Source organism: Pseudomonas shirazica, from assembly GCF_015168335.1.
GTDB classification, from domain to species: domain Bacteria; phylum Pseudomonadota; class Gammaproteobacteria; order Pseudomonadales; family Pseudomonadaceae; genus Aquipseudomonas; species Aquipseudomonas asiatica.
The window spans coordinates 3,803,217-3,823,437 of record NZ_CP063456.1 but is presented as its reverse complement, the minus strand read 5'-3'; the positions used below and the strand labels follow the sequence as shown (position 1 = coordinate 3,823,437).

Here is a 20,221-nt window from a genome sequence, read left to right as displayed (position 1 = left end):
CAGTGGTAAAAGCAGTAACAACCAAACCCGCGCCAATCATCAACCGCCTGGTCGTGGTCGGCCTCGGCCTGATCGGTGGCTCGTTCGCCAAGGGCCTGCGTGAAAGCGGCCTGTGCCGCGAAGTGGTCGGTGTCGACCTGGACGCCCCCTCCCGCAAGCAGGCCGTGGCCCTGGGCGTGGTCGATCGCTGCGAAGAAGACCTTGCCGCCGCCTGTGTCGGTGCCGATGTCATCCAGTTGGCCGTGCCGATCCTGGCCATGGAAAAAGTCCTGGCCCGCCTGGCCAAGCTCGACCTTGGCGCTGCCGTCATCACCGACGTCGGCAGCGCCAAGGGCAACGTCGTGCGTGAGGCGCGGGCCGTCTTTGGGGAGCGCTTGCCGCGCTTCGTCCCCGGCCACCCCATCGCCGGCTCCGAGCAGAGCGGGGTAGAGGCCTCCAATGCTGCCCTGTTCCGCCGACACAAGGTCATCCTCACGCCGCTGGGTGAAACCGACCCGGCCGCCCTGGCCCTGGTCGACCGCTTGTGGCGCGCGCTGGATGCCGATGTGGAGCACATGTCGGTCGAACGCCACGACGAAGTGCTTGCCGCCACCAGCCACCTGCCGCATCTGCTGGCCTTCGGCCTGGTCGATTCACTGGCCAAGCGCAATGAAAACCTCGAAATCTTCCGGTACGCTGCGGGAGGCTTCCGCGATTTCACGAGAATCGCTGGCAGCGACCCGACCATGTGGCACGACATCTTTCTCGCCAACCGCGACGCTGTCCTGCGCACGCTTGATACATATCGCAGCGATCTCGACGCCTTGCGCGACGCGATCGCTGAAGGGGACGGGCACCAGCTGCTGGGTGTATTCACCCGCGCACGCGTTGCCCGCGAGCATTTCAGTAAAATCCTGGCCCGCCGGGCCTATGTGGACGCTATGAACGCCAACGATCTGATTTTCCTGGCCCAACCGGGTGGCCGCCTGTCCGGGCGAATCCGCGTACCGGGCGACAAGTCGATTTCCCACCGCTCGATCATGCTCGGCTCGCTGGCCGAAGGCACCACCGAGGTCGAAGGCTTCCTCGAAGGTGAGGACGCGCTGGCGACCCTGCAGGCATTCCGTGACATGGGTGTGGTCATCGAAGGCCCGAACCACGGTCGCGTGACCATTCACGGTGTCGGCCTGCACGGCCTCAAGCCACCACCCGGGCCGCTGTATGTGGGCAACTCGGGTACCTCGATGCGCCTGCTTTCGGGCCTGCTGGCCGGCCAGCCGTTCGACGTGACCATGACCGGCGACGCTTCGCTGTCCAAGCGCCCGATGAACCGCGTGGCCAACCCGCTGCGCGAAATGGGTGCCGTGGTCGAGACTGGCCCTGAAGGCCGCCCGCCGCTGACCATCCGTGGTGGCCACAAGCTCAAGGCGCTGACCTACACGCTGCCGATGGCCAGTGCCCAGGTCAAATCCTGCCTGCTGCTGGCCGGCCTGTACGCCGAAGGCAAGACCACCGTCACCGAGCCTGCACCAACCCGTGACCACACCGAGCGCATGCTGCGCGGCTTTGGCTACAGCGTCGAAAGCAACGGCCCGGTGGCCTCGCTGCAGTCCGGCGGCAAGCTCACTGCTACCCGTATCGAAGTGCCGGCCGACATCTCCTCGGCGGCGTTCTTCCTGGTAGCAGCGTCCATCGCCGAAGGCTCCGAGCTGGTGCTGGAGCACGTTGGCATCAACCCGACCCGTACCGGCGTGATCGACATCCTGCGCCTGATGGGCGGCGACATCACCCTGGAAAACCAGCGTGAAGTCGGCGGCGAACCGGTGGCCGACCTGCGTGTGCGCGGCGCCAAGCTGAAGGGTATCGACATCCCTGAAGAGCTGGTGCCACTGGCCATCGACGAGTTCCCGGTGCTGTTCGTCGCCGCTGCCTGCGCCGAAGGGCGTACCGTGCTGCGTGGTGCCGAAGAGTTGCGGGTGAAGGAATCCGACCGTATCCAGGTCATGGCCGACGGCCTGATCACCCTTGGCATCAAGTGCGAGCCGACCCCGGACGGCATCATCATCGACGGCGGCCAGTTGGGCGGCGGCGAAGTGCATGGTCACGGTGACCACCGTATCGCCATGGCCTTCAGTGTGGCCTCGCTGCGCGCCAGCGCGCCGATCCGCATCCATGACTGCGCCAACGTTGCCACATCGTTCCCCAACTTCCTGGCGCTGTGCGCCGAAGTGGGCATCCGCGTGGCCGAAGTGGGCATCCGCGTGGCCGAAGAGGGCAAGTCGTGAGTGCCCTGGCGCCGGTCATCACCATCGACGGGCCAAGCGGTTCGGGCAAGGGCACGGTCGCCGGGCTGCTGGCTCGCGAACTGGGCTGGAGGTTGCTGGACTCTGGCGCGCTGTACCGTCTGCTGGCGTTCAACGCCAGCAACCATGGCGTCGACCTGACCAACGAAGAGCTGCTGACCAAGCTTGCCGCCCATCTGGATGTGCAGTTCATCGCCGCCGAGCCCGGTAAGCTGCAACAGATCATCCTCGAGGGCGAGGACGTCAGCAACGTCATCCGCACCGAGACCGTCGGTGCCGGTGCCTCGATGGTTGCTTCGCTGCCGGCCGTGCGGGATGCACTGCTGGTGCGCCAGCGCGAATTCCGCGAGGCGCCTGGCCTGATAGCCGACGGCCGCGACATGGGCACCGTGGTGTTCCCGGACGCGCCGTTGAAAGTCTTCCTCACCGCCAGCGCGGAGGAGCGGGCGCGTCGCCGCTACCTGCAGTTGAAGGGCAAGGGTGAAGATGTTAGTCTGTCGAGTCTGCTGGATGAGATTCGTGCGCGTGATGAGCGCGACACCCAACGTGCAGTGGCCCCGCTGAAGCCAGCGGTCGATGCCATTCAGTTGGACTCTACCGAGTTGTCCATCGAGCAGGTGTTGCAACGTATCAGGAGCGAGATCGCACTGCGCGACCTTCTCTGATAGCCAGGAAAGCAAGCAGGGGCACCAGTCAACGTCCTGCAGGTTTTCCTTTACTTAAAACAAACCCACATTGTCTGGAATGTGGCTATGGGCGTCTGTTTCGCCCGAATCTACAGGAATTAAAATGAGCGAAAGCTTTGCAGAACTCTTTGAAGAAAGCCTGAAAACCCTCAATCTTCAGCCGGGTGCCATCATCACCGGTATCGTTGTCGACATCGACGGCGACTGGGTTACCGTACACGCTGGCCTGAAGTCCGAGGGCGTCATCCCGCTCGAGCAGTTCTACAACGAAGCTGGCGAGCTGACCATCAAGGTCGGTGACGAAGTTCACGTTGCGCTGGACGCGGTCGAAGACGGCTTTGGCGAAACCAAGCTGTCCCGTGAAAAAGCCAAGCGCGCCGAGTGCTGGATTGTTCTGGAAGCAGCTTTCGCCGCCGAAGAAGTGGTCAAGGGCGTTATCAACGGTAAGGTTAAGGGCGGCTTCACTGTCGACGTTAACGGCATCCGTGCGTTCCTGCCGGGCTCCCTGGTTGATGTCCGCCCAGTGCGCGACACCACCCACCTGGAAGGCAAAGAGCTGGAATTCAAGGTCATCAAGCTGGACCAGAAGCGCAACAACGTTGTCGTTTCCCGTCGCAGCGTGCTGGAAGCCGAGAACAGCGCCGAGCGCGAAGCCCTGCTGGAAACCCTGCAGGAAGGCCAACAGGTCAAGGGTATCGTCAAGAACCTCACCGACTACGGCGCCTTCGTGGACCTGGGCGGTATCGACGGCCTGCTGCACATCACCGACATGGCCTGGAAGCGCATCAAGCACCCATCGGAAATCGTTAACGTTGGCGACGAAGTCGACGTACGCGTTCTGAAGTTCGACCGCGAGCGCAACCGCGTTTCGCTGGGTCTGAAGCAGATGGGCGAAGATCCGTGGGTAGCTATCACTGCCCGTTACCCAGAAGGTACTCGCGTACAGGCTCGCGTTACCAACCTGACCGACTACGGCTGCTTCGCTGAGCTGGAAGAAGGCGTTGAAGGTCTGGTACACGTTTCCGAAATGGACTGGACCAACAAGAACATCCACCCGTCGAAAGTCGTTCAGGTTGGCGACGAAGTGGAAGTCATGGTTCTGGACATCGACGAAGAGCGTCGTCGTATCTCCCTGGGCATCAAGCAGTGCAAGTCCAACCCATGGGAAGACTTCTCCGGCCAGTTCAACAAGGGTGACAAGATCACCGGTACCATCAAGTCGATCACCGACTTCGGTATCTTCATTGGTCTGGACGGCGGCATCGACGGCCTGGTTCACCTGTCCGACATCTCCTGGAACGAAACCGGCGAAGAAGCCGTACGTCGTTTCAAGAAGGGCGACGAGCTGGAAACCGTCATCCTGTCGGTTGACCCAGAGCGCGAGCGCATCTCCCTGGGCATCAAGCAGCTGGAAGACGATCCGTTCTCCAACTTCGTTGCTGTCAATGACAAGGGCGCTATCGTCAAGGGCATCGTGAAAGAAGTTGACGCCAAAGGCGCCATCGTCACCTTGGCCGACGACATCGAAGCTACTCTGAAAGCTTCCGAAATCAGCCGTGACCGCGTTGAAGACGCGCGTAACGTCCTGAAGGAAGGCGAAGAGATCGAAGCCAAGATCATCAGCGTTGACCGCAAGTCTCGCGTTATCAGCCTGTCGATCAAATCGAAAGACGACGCTGAAGAGCGCGAAGCCATCCAGAGCCTGAAAAACGCTCCGGAAGCGGCTGCCGACACCACCATGGCTGCGCTGCTGCGCGAAGCAATGGCCAAGCAGAACTGAGTTCTGTTTGATCGGTAAAAAAAGGGCGACCCTCGGGTCGCCCTTTTTTTTGGCGTGGATTCAGATTTGTGTTGTTCGTCGTGGGTTATGTGGCGTCTGGCAGATCGAGCGCTGCCCGCGCGACTGGCCCGAAACAAACGTAGGAGCGAGCGCAGCTCGCGATGCGTCGCGCGGGCGACGCTCGATTGACAGGAGCAGACACTCCACCGTCAAACCCTCCCGCTCTGCCGCCACCCCTCCCTCAAAGCCAAACCGCATCCCAATGCGGGTAATCGCCGGCCCTGTTAACCAGCCCCGCCCGAATCGGATTGGCCACGATATATCTGGCTACCTTGATAATATCCTCGTCCCGGCGCAAGGCCCTGTCGTAATAACCTGCTTGCCAGATCGGCGACGCCTTCGCTCCGGCCTTGTGCAATGCTCTGCTGGACTGGCACTTGAACCGTTGCATCAGTGTGCCAAGCGTCGTGTTTTTCAATTCGAGCATCCAATGCACGTGGTCTGGCATCACTACCCACGCTAGAGAATGACAGTGCTGTATCTGTTCTGCGTGGCGCATGTTGTGGATAGCCAGGCGGGCATAGTGGAAGTTTTGAAACAAAGGTCGGCGTTGATGGGTAACGGTTGTCAGCAGGTAAAGCCTGCCTGGTACCGAGCATCGTGCATGGCGAAGCCGGTGGCCGTGGGGTTTGAGCATTGTGTTCATCCTTGAGCACGGGCGTATGGTCGTAGCGTAGTTGCGTTGGGCGGATGCGGGTGGGGATTAGGGTTGCAGCATGTAAGTGGATGGCGCGAGGTTTGTGGTGTGTGGTAGGTCGAGCGTCGCGCGCGCGGCGCATCGCGAGCTGCGCTCGCTCCTACGTTTGCCTCGGGCCGGTAACGCCTGGTTTGTTCCACGCGATATCGAGACATGCGCCAAGGCGTTTGCGCGCAATCCCCCGGGAATGACTGGTCCGAATCAAACGTAGGAGCGAGCGCAGCTCGCGATGCGCCGCGCGGGCGGCGTTCGATCTCCGCGTCACCGCACCCCCTGGCCGCACGCCTCCAGCCCCCGCCAGCTAGACCATTCCAGTAAAACTTCAATCTTGAATTTTTTTATTAAGTCAAGAACCACCCTGTTCAAATCCCTCCCAGCGTGCTACAAACTGGTTAAGCAATGATCTAGCTGCTTGATAACGAAGGGAAAAATATGACGAAGTCGGAGCTGATCGAACGTATTGTCACCCATCAGGGGCTGCTCTCGTCCAAGGACGTGGAGCTTGCCATCAAGACCATGCTTGAGCAGATGTCACAATGCCTTGCCACCGGCGATCGCATCGAGATTCGCGGTTTTGGCAGCTTCTCGCTGCACTATCGCGCCCCTCGCGTTGGCCGCAACCCGAAGACCGGCCAGTCGGTCAGCCTCGAAGGCAAGTTCGTGCCGCACTTCAAGCCCGGCAAAGAGTTGCGCGACCGGGTCAATGAAGAAGAGCATGAGGCCCACACCTGATTCCACAAGGAGCAATCTGATGCGTAACCTCAAGCGCGCCCTGGCGGCGGTGTTCGTGCTGCTGTTGGCGGCTGTGGTGCTGTTCTTCGTGCTGGAGAACCAGCAAACCGTCTCGTTGGTTCTGTTCGGTTGGGCCGCCCCGGCCATGCCTGTCGCCGTGCTGGTTCTGGCCGCCCTGGTCATTGGCCTGGCAGTCGGGCCATTGCTGGGTGCCTACGGCGTGCAGCGCAGCAAGCGCAAGATCAAGGCTTCGGCCCGCCAGGCAGCATTGAGCGGTAACTGAGGGTATTTCCTACATCCGTTTGGGAAAGTCCCGGCTATGCCTGCGCCGGCCGTCATGGAGTAATAACGCACTTCATTTTCGGCCCAGGCGAGTGTGCGCAGCATGGAATATCCCGTCCTTTCCCATCATGGTGGCACCCGTGGCGTCACTGGCTCCTGCCATCAACTGCACCTCGACCTGTCCACCAGCCTGCTGATCGACTGCGGCCTGGAGCAGGGCGCCGAGGCAGCGCCAGGCGCAGCATCGGCGCCGCTCGGTTTCGATGTGCACGGCATCCAGGCCCTGGTCATCACCCATGTGCATCTCGACCACGTTGGCCGCATCCCGGCACTGCTGGCTGCCGGCTACCGTGGCCCCATCCTGTGCAGCGAGCCGTCCGCCCGGCTGCTGCCACTGGTGCTGGAGGATGCCTACAAGCTGAGCATCAGCAGCGAGCCCGCCCAGGTGGCAAGGTACCTCGAGTTCATCCGCGACCTGATCGTGCCTCTGCCTTTCGAGCAGTGGCACACCCTGGTCGAGCAACCAGGGCTCAACTGCCAAGTTCGCCTGCAGCGCGCCGGGCATCTGCTGGGTTCGGCCTATGTCGAATGCGATGTGCAGCGCGCGAACGCCAGCACCCGCTACGTGTTCTCCGGCGACCTCGGCGCCTGTGGCAACCCCTTGCTGCGCCCAGTGCAACCCCCGGAACGGGCAGATGTACTGGTACTGGAAAGCACCTACGGCGACCGCCTGCACCCGCCTGCAGGTGACCGTCAGCAGCGACTGGAAGCGGCCATCGACCGCGCCTTGGCTGACCAGGGCACGCTGCTCATTCCGGCTTTCAGCCTCGGCCGCACCCAGGAGTTGCTGTACGAGCTCGAAAGCATTCTTCATCGCAAGGCCTTGCTGAACAAGGCCGGCCCGGCCCCTGATGGCGACCCCCTCGACTGGTCGCAGTTGCCCATCATCCTCGACTCACCCCTGGCCCAGCGCATTACCGGTGTATATCGGGAACTGCACGACTACTGGAATGCCGAGGCCCGGTCGCGCCTTGCCGAAGGGCGCGACCCGTTGGGTTTCAGCCAGCTGATCAGCGTGGACACCCACGCCCGCCACCAGCAGGTGGTCAATTACCTGAAGAGCACCGGGCGGCCGGCGATCGTGATTGCCGGCAATGGCATGTGCTCGGGTGGGCGCATCGTCAATTACCTGAAGGCCATGCTGGGGGATCCGCGACATGAGGTGATGTTTGTCGGTTACCAGGCCAAGGGGACGCCGGGCGCGGTGATACAGGCGAGTGAAGGGGCGGAAGGGTTTGTGCAGATTGATTTGGATGGGAAAATGTATGAGGTGCGGCTGAAGGTGATGACGTTGAGCGGGTATTCGGGGCATGCGGACCAAGCAGGGCTGATCCGATTCGCTTTAGGTGGTACACAGTCGGCTGTGAGCGTGCAATTGGTGCATGGGGAAGCCAGTGCGAAAGCTGCGTTGAGGCTTGCGCTAATAGGTCACGGCTTAAAAATCGGGCGCTCGGTGACTGTAAACATTGCTTGATCGACGTGCTGATCTGAGCGTTTTTCATCGGCTTGGGAACTAATCGTTTTTGTCCTCATCTCAAGTCGGATGAGTGCTGATGATGTACTCTGTGCTGCTGGTAGGCAGGTGTCGGCCTGAGCGTGCGTGTGTCGATTTGCTGCTGCCCTCGATTTTCTATACTGTGCCGTAGGAGTGCTAAAAACGGTTGCTGTTTTTGGTATACCAAAGAGCGTTCAGATGGTCGGAATCAAGGAAAACTAAAAGAAATGCGCAATGATCGTGGGCGCCTGGTTCAAGAGCGTGAATTTGACATTTTTGATTTGCTCGAAGGGGTGTGGCGGCAGCGCTGGCTGGTGCTGGGGGTCACAGTTGTACTGACGGCGCTCTTTGCGATCTATGCGATGGTAATAACGCCAATTTACCAAGCTAAGGTCCTGCTTCAAGCGCCGCTGGAAAGCGATATTAACCAGTTGAATTTTGGACGAGGTGGGGTTGGGCTATTGGCGCCGATTTCAGCCAAAGAAGTAAACGATGATTATAAGCGAAACCTGCAGTCTGATGCCTTGCGTCAGCTGTTTTATCAGCGTGTCTATTTGCCGAGTTTAAGGGAAGACTTGCGCGAAAAGCCGCCCGTCGGGCTTTACGCCAAATTCAGTAGTCAGTTTATCGTGGTTGTAAGCGAGCCGGACGCGCGTGCGTCAGTAACGGTGTTGGCCGAGGATCCGCAGTTGGCTGCTGACTGGGCCGAGCGCTACGCCGAATTGGCGGGCGAGCAAACCAAAAAGGAATTGACTGAGCGTGTGGCTTCAGATTTTAAAGTTGAAGCTGCTAATATTCAGCAATCCATTGATGCTGCCCGGGCCAGTGCCAAGCTTGAGCGTCAGGATCGGATCGCACAGTTGGTAGAGGCTCTGAAAATTGCCAAGTCGATTGATCTGGAAAAGCCACCGATTATTTCCAGTACGCTAACGGGTGAAGTTTCGGCTGGCATGACGGGCTCTTTGATGTACATGCGCGGTAGTAAGGCGCTGGAGTCGGAAATTCAAAACCTGCAAACGCGTTCGTCTGATGATCCGTTCGTTGATGGGCTCCGCGAACGAGAAGAGAAAGTGTCATTTTATCGGACCTTCAATAAGGTTTCAGGTGAGTTTGCTGTTTATAGGCAGGATGGTATTGTAGAAACGCCAGGTAGGCCGATCAAGCCACGGAAAGTTTTATTGGTGATCTTGGGTGTACTATTTGGCCTATTTGCTGGCTTGTTCATCGCGCTTGTCCGTGAAGCATGGCACTACCGGCAGGCGCGTACGCTCAACTAAATGACAAGCTGCGGTTAAGTTGACTGTTGCGGTGCCATGAGGTCTGCCGGTCAGTCTGGATGGGGCTACATCGCTTATCACAATTTAAAGGTCTTGATGCAAAATGAGTGAGCAATATTTAGTCACTGTGGTAGTGCCAACCCATAACCGCTCCAAGTATGCGATACCCTGCGTAAAAAGCTTGCTGGAGATACAAAGTGATCGACTTCAGGTGGTTGTGCATGATACCAGCACTGACGGATGTGAGTTGGCTGTTTGGGCGGCGACTCAGGACGATCCTCGGCTGATTTACGTCCACTGGAAAAGCCGGCTGTCCATGACTGAAAATCATGAGCGGGCTATTGCTCTGGCTGAGGGTAAATATATTTGCCTGATTGGCGATGACGACACTGTCTCGGAAAAAATTATTGAAGCGGCCGACTACGCAGAGTCCCACAATATCGAAATGCTGACGCCGCAGGTGAAGGCGTTTTACTACTGGCCTGACTTTAGAACTAAATTCTATGGCGCTGCACATGCCGGTCGTATCTATCTGGAAAGTTTTGCCGGTAATTGCGTCAAGCACGATGTCAGTACGCGTCTGGATGAAGCTTTGCATCAAGCGTGTCAGGGCACGGATGCACTGCCCAAGCTCTACCATGGCCTTGTTAAGCGGACCCTGCTGGATGAATTGCGTGCGCGCAGCGGCCGGGTTTTCTACGGGACAAGCCCGGATATGTCGGCATCCGTGTCGCTGGCGATTATCGGTAGAAGCTACACGTTGATTGACTTTCCTTTCACAATGCCGGGTGGAGGGGGGGGGAGTAACAGTGGCCGCAGTGCAATGGGTAAACATAAAGGTGATCTGAAAAGCGACCCTCACATGAAGCCTTTCACCGATCTACAATGGCCGGCTGAATTGCCGATGTTTTTTAGCGTCGAGACGGTATGGGCGCATGCGGCCTGGGCGACGTTAGAAGGTTTGAATGACGAGGCGCGGCAAAAGCAATTCAACCTCGCGCGGTTGTACGCACTTTGCTTGTTCTATCACCGTGACTATGCCAAGGAGATATTTTCCGCACGCCGCGCGGCCCAAGAAAAGGGCAGTACTCAAGTGGGCGTCGTTCGAATGGCATCCGAGCTCATGACGGTTGTCACTAGATATGCCTTGACCCGATTCAAGCGGTTGCTCAAGCCAAATGCGAGTAATGGCCGAGAAGTCGTGGCAGTCGTTGATGACGTCTACCTTGCAAGGCAGGCGCTTGATGCGCGGCTTGCAGCCGGCTTGGCGGGGGCGCAGACTTGCGCTTCACCTACCTCTACTACTCAACGCGCTGAGTGAGTTACGGCGTGTCAATGAAGATACCCAATCTGTCATCGCTGCTGCTTGCCAGTTTTTCCGGAAAACTGATTTACGCATTGGCGAGTCTGGTTTCTCTGCCCTTGGCGGCACATGTCCTAGGTGCGGAAGCGGTAGGGTTGGTAGGTTTTTTTACAACGCTATTAATGGTGCTGATGGTATTGGAGGGCGGGCTTACCAGTACTGTTATTCAACGTTTAGCGAGAATAAGAGGCGCCAAAAAAGAACAACGCGTTCAACGCTCAGTCTATGCGCTGGTAAACACGTACCTACTGGTATTCGCGACAGTGGGCCTGGTGGCCGCTGTCGCAATAGCGTGTGCCGCGCCGCTAATTGTCACACATTGGCTCAAGCTAGCAGCCATAAGCCCGGAGGAAGCGTTGTATTGCTTGTTCTGCATGGCAATTTTCATCGGACTGAATCTTCCTGTGATGCTGCTGCAGGGAGTGTTTACGGGATGCGAACTACAGCGTTCACTCAACAAAATATACATTCCCTATTCGTTGATGCGAACCTTGGGGGTGTTGCTGCTAGTAAATGAGGTTCCCTTGATAAGCGGTGTGAAAGGGTATTTCATTGTTCAGGTTGCTGTGCAACTGGCTTATGTGTTGACGTTGCTCTTGGTGCTTCGCAGGCATGCTTTATTGGGGCGCGCACGGCTTCATATAAAATATGTTGCGAGCGGGTTGGCATTTAGTCGCGGGGTGTTTCTAATCTCCCTGACCTCAGTGGTGACAGTGCAGTGTGATAAAATATTTATGAGTGGCGCGCTCAGCTTGGATGAGTATGCTTATTATAGTTTGGCAGCGACAGTAGCGGGCTTTCCGTACATTTTTTCTACTGCGTTCAATGCAGTATTATTTCCAAGATTTTCCAGAAATCTAAAACTCGGTGAGTCTGAGCAAATCGAAAAAGTGTTTCGTGCCGCGCTGGTCTTCTTTGTCTTGGTTATGACCATTATTTGTAGCGCGGTAATCTGGTTTGGTCAGCCCGTGCTCCTCATGATGTTCGAGCCCTTTATTGCAAATGGCATGAGTTCAGTGTTGCCGTGGCTGCTAATGGGGACTGCATTGCAGTCATTGCTGATCATACCGTTTGCGCTGCAGTTGGCTGCCGGTTGGACATCGCTGTCTTTCCGCCTCAACGTCATAGCCATGCCGTTCATGTTGCTGGCTTTGCCGGCGTTGGTATCGCAGTATGGCGCCGTCGGGGGGGGGTATACATGGGTACTTTACAATTTTTTTTCGCTCATGTGTACGGCGTATTTCACTTGCCGCCGCTTCCCCTGGCTAATCAAGGCTTATCGCACAGGGCTGTCAGTGGGCGGGGTCACTGCGGCCTTGGCAAATTGTGCGTTTTTCATATGTTCGCTGTGGTTCACAACTGGATTTGCTGTGGTCGCAGTCACATGCATTTCTTCTGCAGTGATAGGCGCTGTAGGGGTGGTAGTATTTCGCAGGCACCTTGCTGGACTCAGATGACGTGACAGTATAGGCTATCGAAATTAGGGAGAATTATAATGAAGATAATGGTGCTTGGTGCTTCCGGCATGTTAGGCAACGCAGTGTTCAAGCATCTGGCTGCTGATCCGCGTTATGATGTCTGGGGTACAGTGCGGAGCGCGGCCGTGTTCAAATATTTTTCCGCAGCTGAGCAGAGCCGTTTACTTAATGGCGTGGATGTGCTGAACCAGGATGATTTGCTGTCGCTATTAAATGAGCACCGACCTGCAGTGATCATCAATTGCACGGGCTTGATCAAGCAGTTATCTACCGCCAATGACCCGCTCGCTGTGTTGCCTATCAATTCGTTGTTGCCACATCGCCTGCAAAAAATGGCTAGCTTGATCGATGCGCGTCTGGTTCATGTCAGTACTGACTGTGTGTATGCTGGTGATAAAGGGATGTACGTAGAGGCTGACGCGTCTGATGCGCAAGACCTTTATGGTAAATCAAAATACATTGGTGAAGTCAGCGACGCCAGTAATGCGATTACGCTCAGGACGTCAATTATAGGTCACGAGTTGACCAGTAATAAATCGCTCATAGACTGGTTTCTATCCCAGGCAGGTGCAGTCAAAGGCTTCCGTCGGGCAATTTTTTCGGGTCTGCCCACGGTAGAAATCGGTCGCATTATTGGTGACTATGTGTTGCCGAATGCCCAATTGAATGGGCTGTACCATGTCTCCGCCGAGGCGATTAATAAGTTCTCCTTGTTGGAGAAGGTCGCAAAAATTTATGGTAAGAGCGTGAGTATCACTGCGGATGACTCGCTGGTTATTGATCGCTCATTGGACTCTTCACGTTTTCGTGAGGCCACGGGTTACGTACCGCCAAGCTGGGATGATTTGATTGCCAGTATGCGTGATTTTAAATAAAAAGTTTTTAGGGCTTATGCATGTTTAAAAATAAAGTATTGATGATCACGGGTGGTACCGGTTCGTTTGGTAATACAGTGCTGAAGCGTTTTCTTGATACGGATGTCAAGGAAATTCGTATTTTTAGCCGCGATGAAAAAAAACAAGAGGACATGCGTATTGCCTTGGGTAACGACAAGGTAAAATTTTATATTGGTGATGTGCGTGATTACTCCAGCTTGATTCAAGCAATGGTCGGGGTTGATTACATCTTCCACGCGGCAGCGCTGAAGCAGGTACCTTCTTGCGAGTTTTTCCCCATGGAGGCTGTTAAGACTAATGTCCTAGGGACAGAGAATGTGCTCAACGCGGCCGTGGAGTGCAAGGTCAAGCGGGTTGTGGTGTTGAGTACCGATAAAGCGGTATACCCGATCAACGCTATGGGGATTTCCAAGGCGTTGGCGGAAAAACTGGTGATTGCCAAATCTCGGATGATCCCCGCAAGTTCGCCAACAGTAATTTGCGCGACCCGCTACGGCAATGTCATGGCGTCACGTGGGTCGGTAATTCCGTTGTTCGTTAACCAATTGAAAAATGGTCAGCCGTTGACGGTGACCGATCCTAATATGACGCGCTTCCTCATGTCTTTGGAGGACTCTGTCGATTTGGTACTGCACGCATTCGAACATTCCCAGCAAGGGGATATCTTTGTGCAGAAGGCACCTGCTTCGACGGTGGGTGACTTGGCTCTCGCCCTTCAAGAGTTATTTGCGCTGACCACTGAAGTAAAGGTGATTGGGACGAGGCACGGTGAGAAGCTTTATGAGTCGCTCATCTCTCGTGAGGAGATGGCGAAGGCTGAGGATATGGGGCGGTACTACAGAATTCCTGCCGATAACAGAGATCTGAACTACGAGAAGTATTCATCCAATGGCGAGGAAGAGGTCTCCCTGCTGGATGATTATACGTCGCATAATACCACTCTGCTGTCCATAGCCGAGATCAAGGATACGCTGTTGAAGTTGGAATACATACAGCACGCGCTCAAGGCGTAACGCCTGAGGTTTAAGAACGGCCAGACCATAAGGTCTGGCTGTAATGGAAAGGGTGGTCAACTGTGCTCAATGCTTCTGTCAGTGTTATTGTCCCTTGCTATCGAAGCACGGCATCGATTTCGCGTGCGGTCGAGTCGGTGTTTGCACAGTCTGTAAGGCCCCTTGAAGTCATTTTGGTCGATGACTGCAGTCCCGATGATACGCTGCAGCAACTTTATCTCGAGCAGCGCAAATACCCGGCGGGGTGGGTAAAGGTAATTGCCATGCCGCAAAATGGTGGACCTGGTAATGCGCGTAATGCCGGCTGGTCTGAAGCGAATGGCCGATACATAGCTTTTCTGGATTCCGACGATTGTTGGCATGAGCGGAAAATCGAACTTCAATATAATTGGCTTGAGTCACACCCCGAAGCAGTGCTGTTGGGCCAATATTTTGGTTCGGGTATGCGAAATGAATCCTTCAGTGAAACTATTGGCTTTGTGCAGGTAACGGCGAGGCAGTTGCTATTTTCTAACAGGTTTACAACTTCTTCTGTAATGCTGCGTCGGGACATTGGAGAGCGCTTCACACGTGATAAACGCTACTGTGAAGATTATCAGCTTTGGTGCGATATCAGTTACGGAGGAGGCGGGTGCTACAATATAGACTTCCCACTTGTCCGAACATTCAAGCCTGTTTATGGTGATTCTGGCTTAAGTGGACAGCTCTGGCGAATGGAACAAGGTGAGTTGGGCGTTCATGTCTCGCTGCTCCGGCGCAGAAAAATTGGTGTTATGCCATTCTTGCTCGCGGTGTCTTGGTCGTTGATGAAGTTTGCTCGGCGTGTCCTCAACTCCTCTGTGCGAAAGTGTCAATGATCTATATCATTGGCTGGGCAGTGATGTTGCTGGCGCTTGTCGCATCTGAAATTACCAAAAACAGAAGCAGAATTCCTGTTGCTTTGGTGGTTTTTATTGTTGCAGTGCTTGCCATACTCAGGGGTTCTGTCGGTACAGATACAAATACCTATGAGTGGCTATTGGAATCGGCTGGCTCAGATATTATTGCGGGCGGAGTGGAGCCGATATTCACGTTCTTGGGTTGGCTCTTTAAAACCATTACAGGGTCAGCGGTGGGCGCAGTCAGGTTGTTTGCGCTGCTTCTTTTTGTAGTGTTGTTTTATTATGTGCTTTGCTCCAATAAAAATGAGCGCTTTTTTTTATTGTCTTGTTTTTTGCCAGCGTTCATTTACCAGTACAGTATGAATACATTGCGCCTTGGCCTGGCTAGCGTTTTCTTGTTGCTGGCGTTTCAGTGGGTGCGGAGGCTTCGTTACTCACGGCGGGCCGTTTTTTCAGTGTTGGCGCTAGGGTTTCATTATTCCTCAATTTTTAATTTGGCCTACTTGTTGCTGCTGCGCATGCGTTGGGCTCGGTGGAGTAGTGTTGGGTGGGCAGTCGGCTTCGTGCTGGCAACCGCCTCGATACTGTTTATGAAAAGCGACTACTTTCTGATGAAATTTAACGCCTATAGCGCTGTTTCTTCGCCAAGAATTTTTTCCGGGCTGAGTAAAGTCGCGGTCATAGCTGTGATGCTGCTTTCAGTGGCTGCTTCGCGGATGCAGCGGAGCGATAAGTTTAAACTGATGCTACTTACAGTAATCTTGACAACAGCATCATTGGCGTTGGCCAGCATCAGCTACGCCGGGCTACGCTTCCTTGATCTTTTGTCTTTTGCCCTTCCATTGGCGGTTTTGGTGGCCTACAACGATGATGACCGGCCCCTTGACTGGGTAATCAAGCTTGGTTTTTCAGCCGTCGGCCTTCTGGCGATGGTGGCAAGCTACAGGAACTACTTGCAGGAGTCGGGACAAGGGCCTAGCCCATTTTTGCCTTATCATTTGCTTGATATATTCGGCGGCATGTAAATGGGCGTGGCAGATTTCGCTACAGGAGGGCCGGCTTGAAAATTCTAGTTTTGGGTGCAAATGGCTTCATCGGAGCGCGCCTGCTCAAGGTGCTAGCGGAGCAGCAGTACTCGGTGCGCATCTTGACCCGTCAATCAGGCCGCTTGGCCAATGAGCGGATAGAGGTATTTGTCGGTGACCTTACAAGTGAGCGCCTGGACGTTGATGCTCTTATAGATGGTTGTGATGTGATCATCAACTGCGCAGGGGAGATCAGGAACGAACAGTTGATGGCCCCACTGCATGTGAAAGCGGTTGAACGCTTACTAGGTGCCGTCAGTGGTAGAAGTGGGGCGCCGCGGCCTGTGCGCTGGGTTCAGTTGAGCAGCGTTGGGGCCTACGGCCCTGCGGCCGGCCGCAGCCGCGTAGTCACGGAGGTCACAGCCGTTAACCCCCAAGGACCCTATGAAACTACCAAGACCGATGCGGATAAGCTGATCATGTCCCACCCTGCTTTGCAGGGACAAGCGGCGGACTGGAGCATTCTACGCCCATCAAATGTATTTGCTAGCGACATGCCCAACGCTTCCATCCGTCAACTGGCAGCGATCATTCGTAAGCGGGCATTTTTCTATGTTGGCCGGGAGGAGGCCATCGCAACTTATGTCCACGCTGACGACGTCGCTGCTGCCCTCGTGCGCTGTGCTATCGATCCTCGTGCCTCTAGGCAAATTTACAACCTGTCCAATGATTGCCCGCTGCGGGACGTTGTAGACGCTTTGGCAGCGTGCCAAGGTGTCCCCTCGCCACGACTGCGAGTGCCTGAAAAAGCGGTGAGGGCTGCGGTGTGGATGGCTAGTAATATGATGCGGTTACCGTTGACACAAGGTCGAGTTGATGCACTCGTGAACAAGACGACCTACCCGGCTGACAAACTAAGAACTCAATTGGGCTTTGTGCCGCAATATAATGTGCCTGCACATATTGGCGAAGTAGTGAATAAGCGTTAGGGGCTTTCATCTTGTGGCGCTTGAGCGATTTATAATTGAATAGCGTATTAGGATCAAACAACATGTCGATTAATGGCCTACGGGTGGCACGGATCTCGACGGTTCCGTTTTTTGTCGTCACTCAGTTAAGTGCTCAACTCAGCGCCCTGCATGAAGCAGGTGCAGAAGTGCATGTCATTGCCAGCAATGACGACATGAGTGACGCTTTACGGTCACGATCAGACCTCAAGTTTATTCCGGTCAATATAGCCCGAGAAATCAGCCCGCTGAAAGATCTGTGCAGCTTGGTACGGCTTGTCATTTTGTTCCGTAAGCAGCGCTATGACATTGTTCATTCCACGACGCCGAAAGCCGGGTTGCTAACAGCTATTGCGTCACGCCTAGCGGGTGTGAAGGTTCGTTTGCATACTTACACCGGGCAACCGTGGGTCACTACGACAGGCGCAAAAAAAAGTCTCCTAAAATTTTGTGACAAGCTTATTGCTGCGTTAAACAGCCATAGCTTTACCGACAGTGCCAGCCAACGAGATTTTCTTGTTCGTGAAGGGGTGGTCCCAGCGGAAAAAATTTCAGTTATTGGCCTGGGCTCTCTTGCCGGTGTCGATATGGCGCGGTTTGACGCTGGACGTTTTGCTCCCGCCGCTGTTGCGCAGACCCGAATGGAACTTGGTATCCCCTCCAGTGCCAAAGTTTTGCTGTTTGTCGGCAGGGTCACACCAGATAAAGGCATCCGCGAACTCATGGACGCATTCAAACTCCTGAGCGGGTTGCACCAAGATCTCTATCTCATTCTGGTCGGGCCATACGAAGCTGACGGGCGAGAGATCGTCGAGGCTTACCTTGCCGGTGAGCGCGCTTCGCATGTAAAGGTGCTTGGGCTCCAGGCCGAGCCAGAAAAGTATATGGCTGCAGCAGATTTGCTTTGCTTGCCCAGCTATCGGGAAGGGTTTGGTACCGTAGTGATCGAAGCCGCTGCAATGGGCCTGCCTACTGTAGGTACCGACATCTATGGTCTGAGCGACGCTATTGTTGATGGCCAAACCGGGCTGCTGGTTCCTGTGAGGAACGCGGGGGCGTTGTCTGATGCGATTGGTTCGTTACTTTCTCAGCCAGATCAGCTGAGTGACATGGCCATCCAAGCGAAGGCGCGCGCCAGAAGGGATTTCGATTCGAGGCGGTGCTCGGCCCTGCTCATTGAACAATATGAAGGATTTCACCGATGAGCAATTCAGCGAAAGAGCGCGTGCTCGTGACGGGCTCCACAGGCTTCGTTGGTAGCGCACTTGTGGCCGCCCTGTTGAGCACCCAAACGTATGATGTCGTGGCCCAGGTTCGGGAAAGATCGCCGGTAACCAACCCTTTGGTAAAAAGTGTGCAGGTGCCTGCCATCAACGGTGGGACCGACTGGGCTGCTGCGCTGTCGGGTGTGGATGTTGTAGTGCATTGTGCTGCCCGAGTGCATGTCATGACCGAGACCACTGCTGACCCGTTGTCTGCGTTTCGCCAGGTCAATGTTGACGGCACGCTGGCGCTTGCCCGGCAGGCTGCCAAAGCAGGTGTGCGCCGGTTCATCTACCTGAGCTCCATCAAGGTTAATGGTGAGCAAACGACCCTCCAGCCCTTCCGTCCGGACGACTGCTGCTCACCGACCGACCCCTATGGCCTATCCAAATGGGAGGCCGAGCAGGGGTTGATGGCCATTGCAGCTGAAAGCGCGATGGATGTCGTCATCGTCAGGCCTCCGCTGATTTATGGCCCGGGGGTCAAGGCCAACTTCCTGAAAATGATCAGATGGATGGATCGAGGCATCCCGTTACCGCTGGCCACCGTCCACAACAGCCGTAGCCTGGTTGGCTTGACTAACCTGATCGGTTTCTTGATCCATTGCATCAGTCATCCAAATGCCGCTAACCAGGTATTTCTGATTTCTGATGGAGAAGACCTCTCGACGCCAGCGTTGCTGCGCAAGGTTGCCAATGCTCTCGGCAAGACGTCGAGGTTGGTGCCATTTCCATCAGCGTTGTTATCTGGCATGGCGGCGCTGCTTGGGAGGAAGGCCGAGGTGGGGCGGCTTTGCGGCTCCTTACAGGTGGATATCGAAAAAAACTACCGGCTGCTTGGATGGCAGCCACGGTTATCGGTTGCCGATGAATTGAAGCGCACTGTGAAAGACTACCGTCAGCAGGAATCCAAATGACCCTTTGGTTGTTGTTACCCATCACCGTTATTGTTTCGTATTTCCTGACTGGAGCGCTCCGCCGCTACGCTCTCTCTGCCAGCATGATCGATGTGCCAAACGCACGCAGTTCACATACAGTGCCAACACCCCGCGGTGGCGGTGTTGCTATTGTGGTGTCATTCCTGGTAGGGCTTCTGGCGCTGGCGTTCGCCGGTGCACTGCACACTTCCCTTGTATGGGGGCTATTCGGTGCTGGCTTGATCGCGGCGCTCGTAGGGTTCCTTGATGATCATGGTCACGTTCCCGCGCGCTGGCGATTGCTAGGGCATTTTTCCGCAGCTGCGTGGGGTTTGGTCTGGTTGGACGGCGCCCCACCGCTCGAGCTTTTCGGTACGGTCTTCAATCTTGGGCTTGTTGGGCATTTGCTGGCTGCTGTCTATCTGGTCTGGCTGCTCAATTTGTATAATTTCATGGATGGTATTGACGGTTTGGCCAGCGTCCAGGCCGTGACGGCGTGTATGGGGGGCGCACTGCTCTGCTGGCTTGGAGGGCAGGCTTCGCAACTGTGGCTGTCAGGCCTGATGTTAGCCTCAGTGGCGGGCTTCCTGATATGGAATTTCCCGCCCGCAAAAATCTTCATGGGCGATGCCGGTAGTGGATTTCTGGGTATCATGCTTGGACTGCTGGCCCTACAAGCCACTTGGGTTTCGCCTGTTTTTTTCTGGAGCTGGCTGATCCTGCTGGGTGTATTCGTTGTCGATGCGACCTGGACACTCATCCGGCGGCTTTTGAGGGGAGAGAAGCCCCATGAAGCTCATCGCAGCCATGCGTACCAGTTCGCGTCGAGGCAGTACGGGAGCCATCGGGTAGTGACCCTCAGCGTCCTCCTGATCAACACCGTATGGTTGATACCATTCGCATTATTGGTCGGTTTAGGCAAGCTTGATGGCATCACAGGGCTTGTAATGGCTTATGCACCATTGGTCTTTTTGGCAATAAAGTTTAAAGCTGGACTGCGAGAGGCCTGACTACCCATGACACAAGGA

Annotated in this window: 18 protein-coding genes; 17 read left to right on the top strand and 1 reads right to left on the bottom strand. The window is 55.7% G+C overall.

From position 1 onward, the window contains the following. Window positions 1-35: 35 nt before the first annotated feature. The 3 genes from IMX18_RS17660 (at window position 36) to rpsA (ending at window position 4,748) form a co-directional block, all read left to right on the top strand. Entirely contained in the window at window positions 36-2,264 is a 2,229-nt protein-coding gene (locus IMX18_RS17660) for a bifunctional prephenate dehydrogenase/3-phosphoshikimate 1-carboxyvinyltransferase (RefSeq protein ID WP_241865838.1), read from the top strand. Continuing rightward, entirely contained in the window at window positions 2,261-2,947 is a 687-nt protein-coding gene (gene cmk / locus IMX18_RS17655; protein ID WP_003260862.1) for a (d)CMP kinase, read from the top strand. Before IMX18_RS17660 ends, cmk begins: the two co-directional genes overlap by 4 nt. A 124-nt stretch (window positions 2,948-3,071) precedes the next feature. After that, complete coding sequence (gene rpsA, locus IMX18_RS17650) at window positions 3,072-4,748, top strand: 30S ribosomal protein S1 (protein ID WP_003252673.1); 1,677 nt, start codon at window positions 3,072-3,074, stop codon at window positions 4,746-4,748. 241 nt (window positions 4,749-4,989) lie between these two features. Here the strand turns inward: rpsA and IMX18_RS17645 are convergent, their stop codons facing one another. Then, window positions 4,990-5,445 (bottom strand): REP-associated tyrosine transposase, encoded by a 456-nt coding sequence (locus IMX18_RS17645; RefSeq protein ID WP_217190906.1) that lies wholly within the window; start codon window positions 5,443-5,445, stop codon window positions 4,990-4,992. Between the two features lie 492 nt (window positions 5,446-5,937). Between IMX18_RS17645 and ihfB the strand changes: the two genes are divergently transcribed. The 14 genes from ihfB to IMX18_RS17575 all read left to right on the top strand — a co-directional run bounded on the left by ihfB (window position 5,938) and on the right by IMX18_RS17575 (window position 20,203). After that, complete coding sequence (gene ihfB, locus IMX18_RS17640; RefSeq protein ID WP_013971456.1) at window positions 5,938-6,237, top strand: integration host factor subunit beta; 300 nt, start codon at window positions 5,938-5,940, stop codon at window positions 6,235-6,237. Window positions 6,238-6,256: 19 nt separating this feature from the next. Beyond that, the gene (locus IMX18_RS17635; RefSeq protein WP_046615541.1) at window positions 6,257-6,520 is read left to right on the top strand and encodes a lipopolysaccharide assembly protein LapA domain-containing protein; all 264 of its coding nucleotides are present in this window, start codon (window positions 6,257-6,259) and stop codon (window positions 6,518-6,520) included. Between the two features lie 102 nt (window positions 6,521-6,622). Continuing rightward, entirely contained in the window at window positions 6,623-8,053 is a 1,431-nt protein-coding gene (locus IMX18_RS17630) for an MBL fold metallo-hydrolase RNA specificity domain-containing protein (protein WP_217190904.1), read from the top strand. Between the two features lie 248 nt (window positions 8,054-8,301). Beyond that, window positions 8,302-9,351, top strand: coding sequence for an LPS O-antigen chain length determinant protein WzzB (locus tag IMX18_RS17625; protein ID WP_217190902.1), 1,050 nt, complete (start codon window positions 8,302-8,304; stop codon window positions 9,349-9,351). Window positions 9,352-9,454: 103 nt separating this feature from the next. Then, on the top strand, window positions 9,455-10,672 hold the full coding sequence (locus tag IMX18_RS17620) for a glycosyltransferase family 2 protein (RefSeq protein ID WP_217190901.1): 1,218 nt from the start codon (window positions 9,455-9,457) through the stop codon (window positions 10,670-10,672). Window positions 10,673-10,686: 14 nt separating this feature from the next. After that, window positions 10,687-12,171, top strand: a complete 1,485-nt coding sequence (locus tag IMX18_RS17615; RefSeq protein WP_217190900.1) for a lipopolysaccharide biosynthesis protein — start codon at window positions 10,687-10,689, stop codon at window positions 12,169-12,171. 38 nt (window positions 12,172-12,209) lie between these two features. Next, the gene (locus tag IMX18_RS17610; protein ID WP_217190899.1) at window positions 12,210-13,067 is read left to right on the top strand and encodes a dTDP-4-dehydrorhamnose reductase family protein; all 858 of its coding nucleotides are present in this window, start codon (window positions 12,210-12,212) and stop codon (window positions 13,065-13,067) included. 20 nt (window positions 13,068-13,087) lie between these two features. Next, window positions 13,088-14,101, top strand: a complete 1,014-nt coding sequence (locus tag IMX18_RS17605; RefSeq protein ID WP_217190898.1) for a polysaccharide biosynthesis protein — start codon at window positions 13,088-13,090, stop codon at window positions 14,099-14,101. Between the two features lie 62 nt (window positions 14,102-14,163). Continuing rightward, window positions 14,164-14,958 carry a glycosyltransferase family 2 protein gene (locus IMX18_RS17600; protein WP_217190897.1) on the top strand — a complete coding sequence of 265 codons (795 nt, stop codon included), beginning with the start codon at window positions 14,164-14,166 and terminating at the stop codon, window positions 14,956-14,958. Then, window positions 14,955-16,007 (top strand): EpsG family protein, encoded by a 1,053-nt coding sequence (locus IMX18_RS17595; protein WP_217190895.1) that lies wholly within the window; start codon window positions 14,955-14,957, stop codon window positions 16,005-16,007. The genes IMX18_RS17600 and IMX18_RS17595 overlap by 4 nt, the downstream gene beginning before the upstream one ends. 35 nt (window positions 16,008-16,042) lie before the next feature. Continuing rightward, window positions 16,043-16,996, top strand: a complete 954-nt coding sequence (locus tag IMX18_RS17590; RefSeq protein WP_217190893.1) for an NAD-dependent epimerase/dehydratase family protein — start codon at window positions 16,043-16,045, stop codon at window positions 16,994-16,996. Window positions 16,997-17,058: 62 nt separating this feature from the next. Continuing rightward, the gene (locus IMX18_RS17585; protein WP_217190891.1) at window positions 17,059-18,219 is read left to right on the top strand and encodes a glycosyltransferase family 4 protein; all 1,161 of its coding nucleotides are present in this window, start codon (window positions 17,059-17,061) and stop codon (window positions 18,217-18,219) included. Further along, on the top strand, window positions 18,216-19,193 hold the full coding sequence (locus IMX18_RS17580) for a UDP-glucose 4-epimerase family protein (protein ID WP_217190890.1): 978 nt from the start codon (window positions 18,216-18,218) through the stop codon (window positions 19,191-19,193). The genes IMX18_RS17585 and IMX18_RS17580 overlap by 4 nt, the downstream gene beginning before the upstream one ends. Beyond that, window positions 19,190-20,203, top strand: coding sequence for an MraY family glycosyltransferase (locus IMX18_RS17575; protein WP_217190889.1), 1,014 nt, complete (start codon window positions 19,190-19,192; stop codon window positions 20,201-20,203). The genes IMX18_RS17580 and IMX18_RS17575 overlap by 4 nt, the downstream gene beginning before the upstream one ends. The last annotated feature ends 18 nt before the right edge of the window (window positions 20,204-20,221 follow it).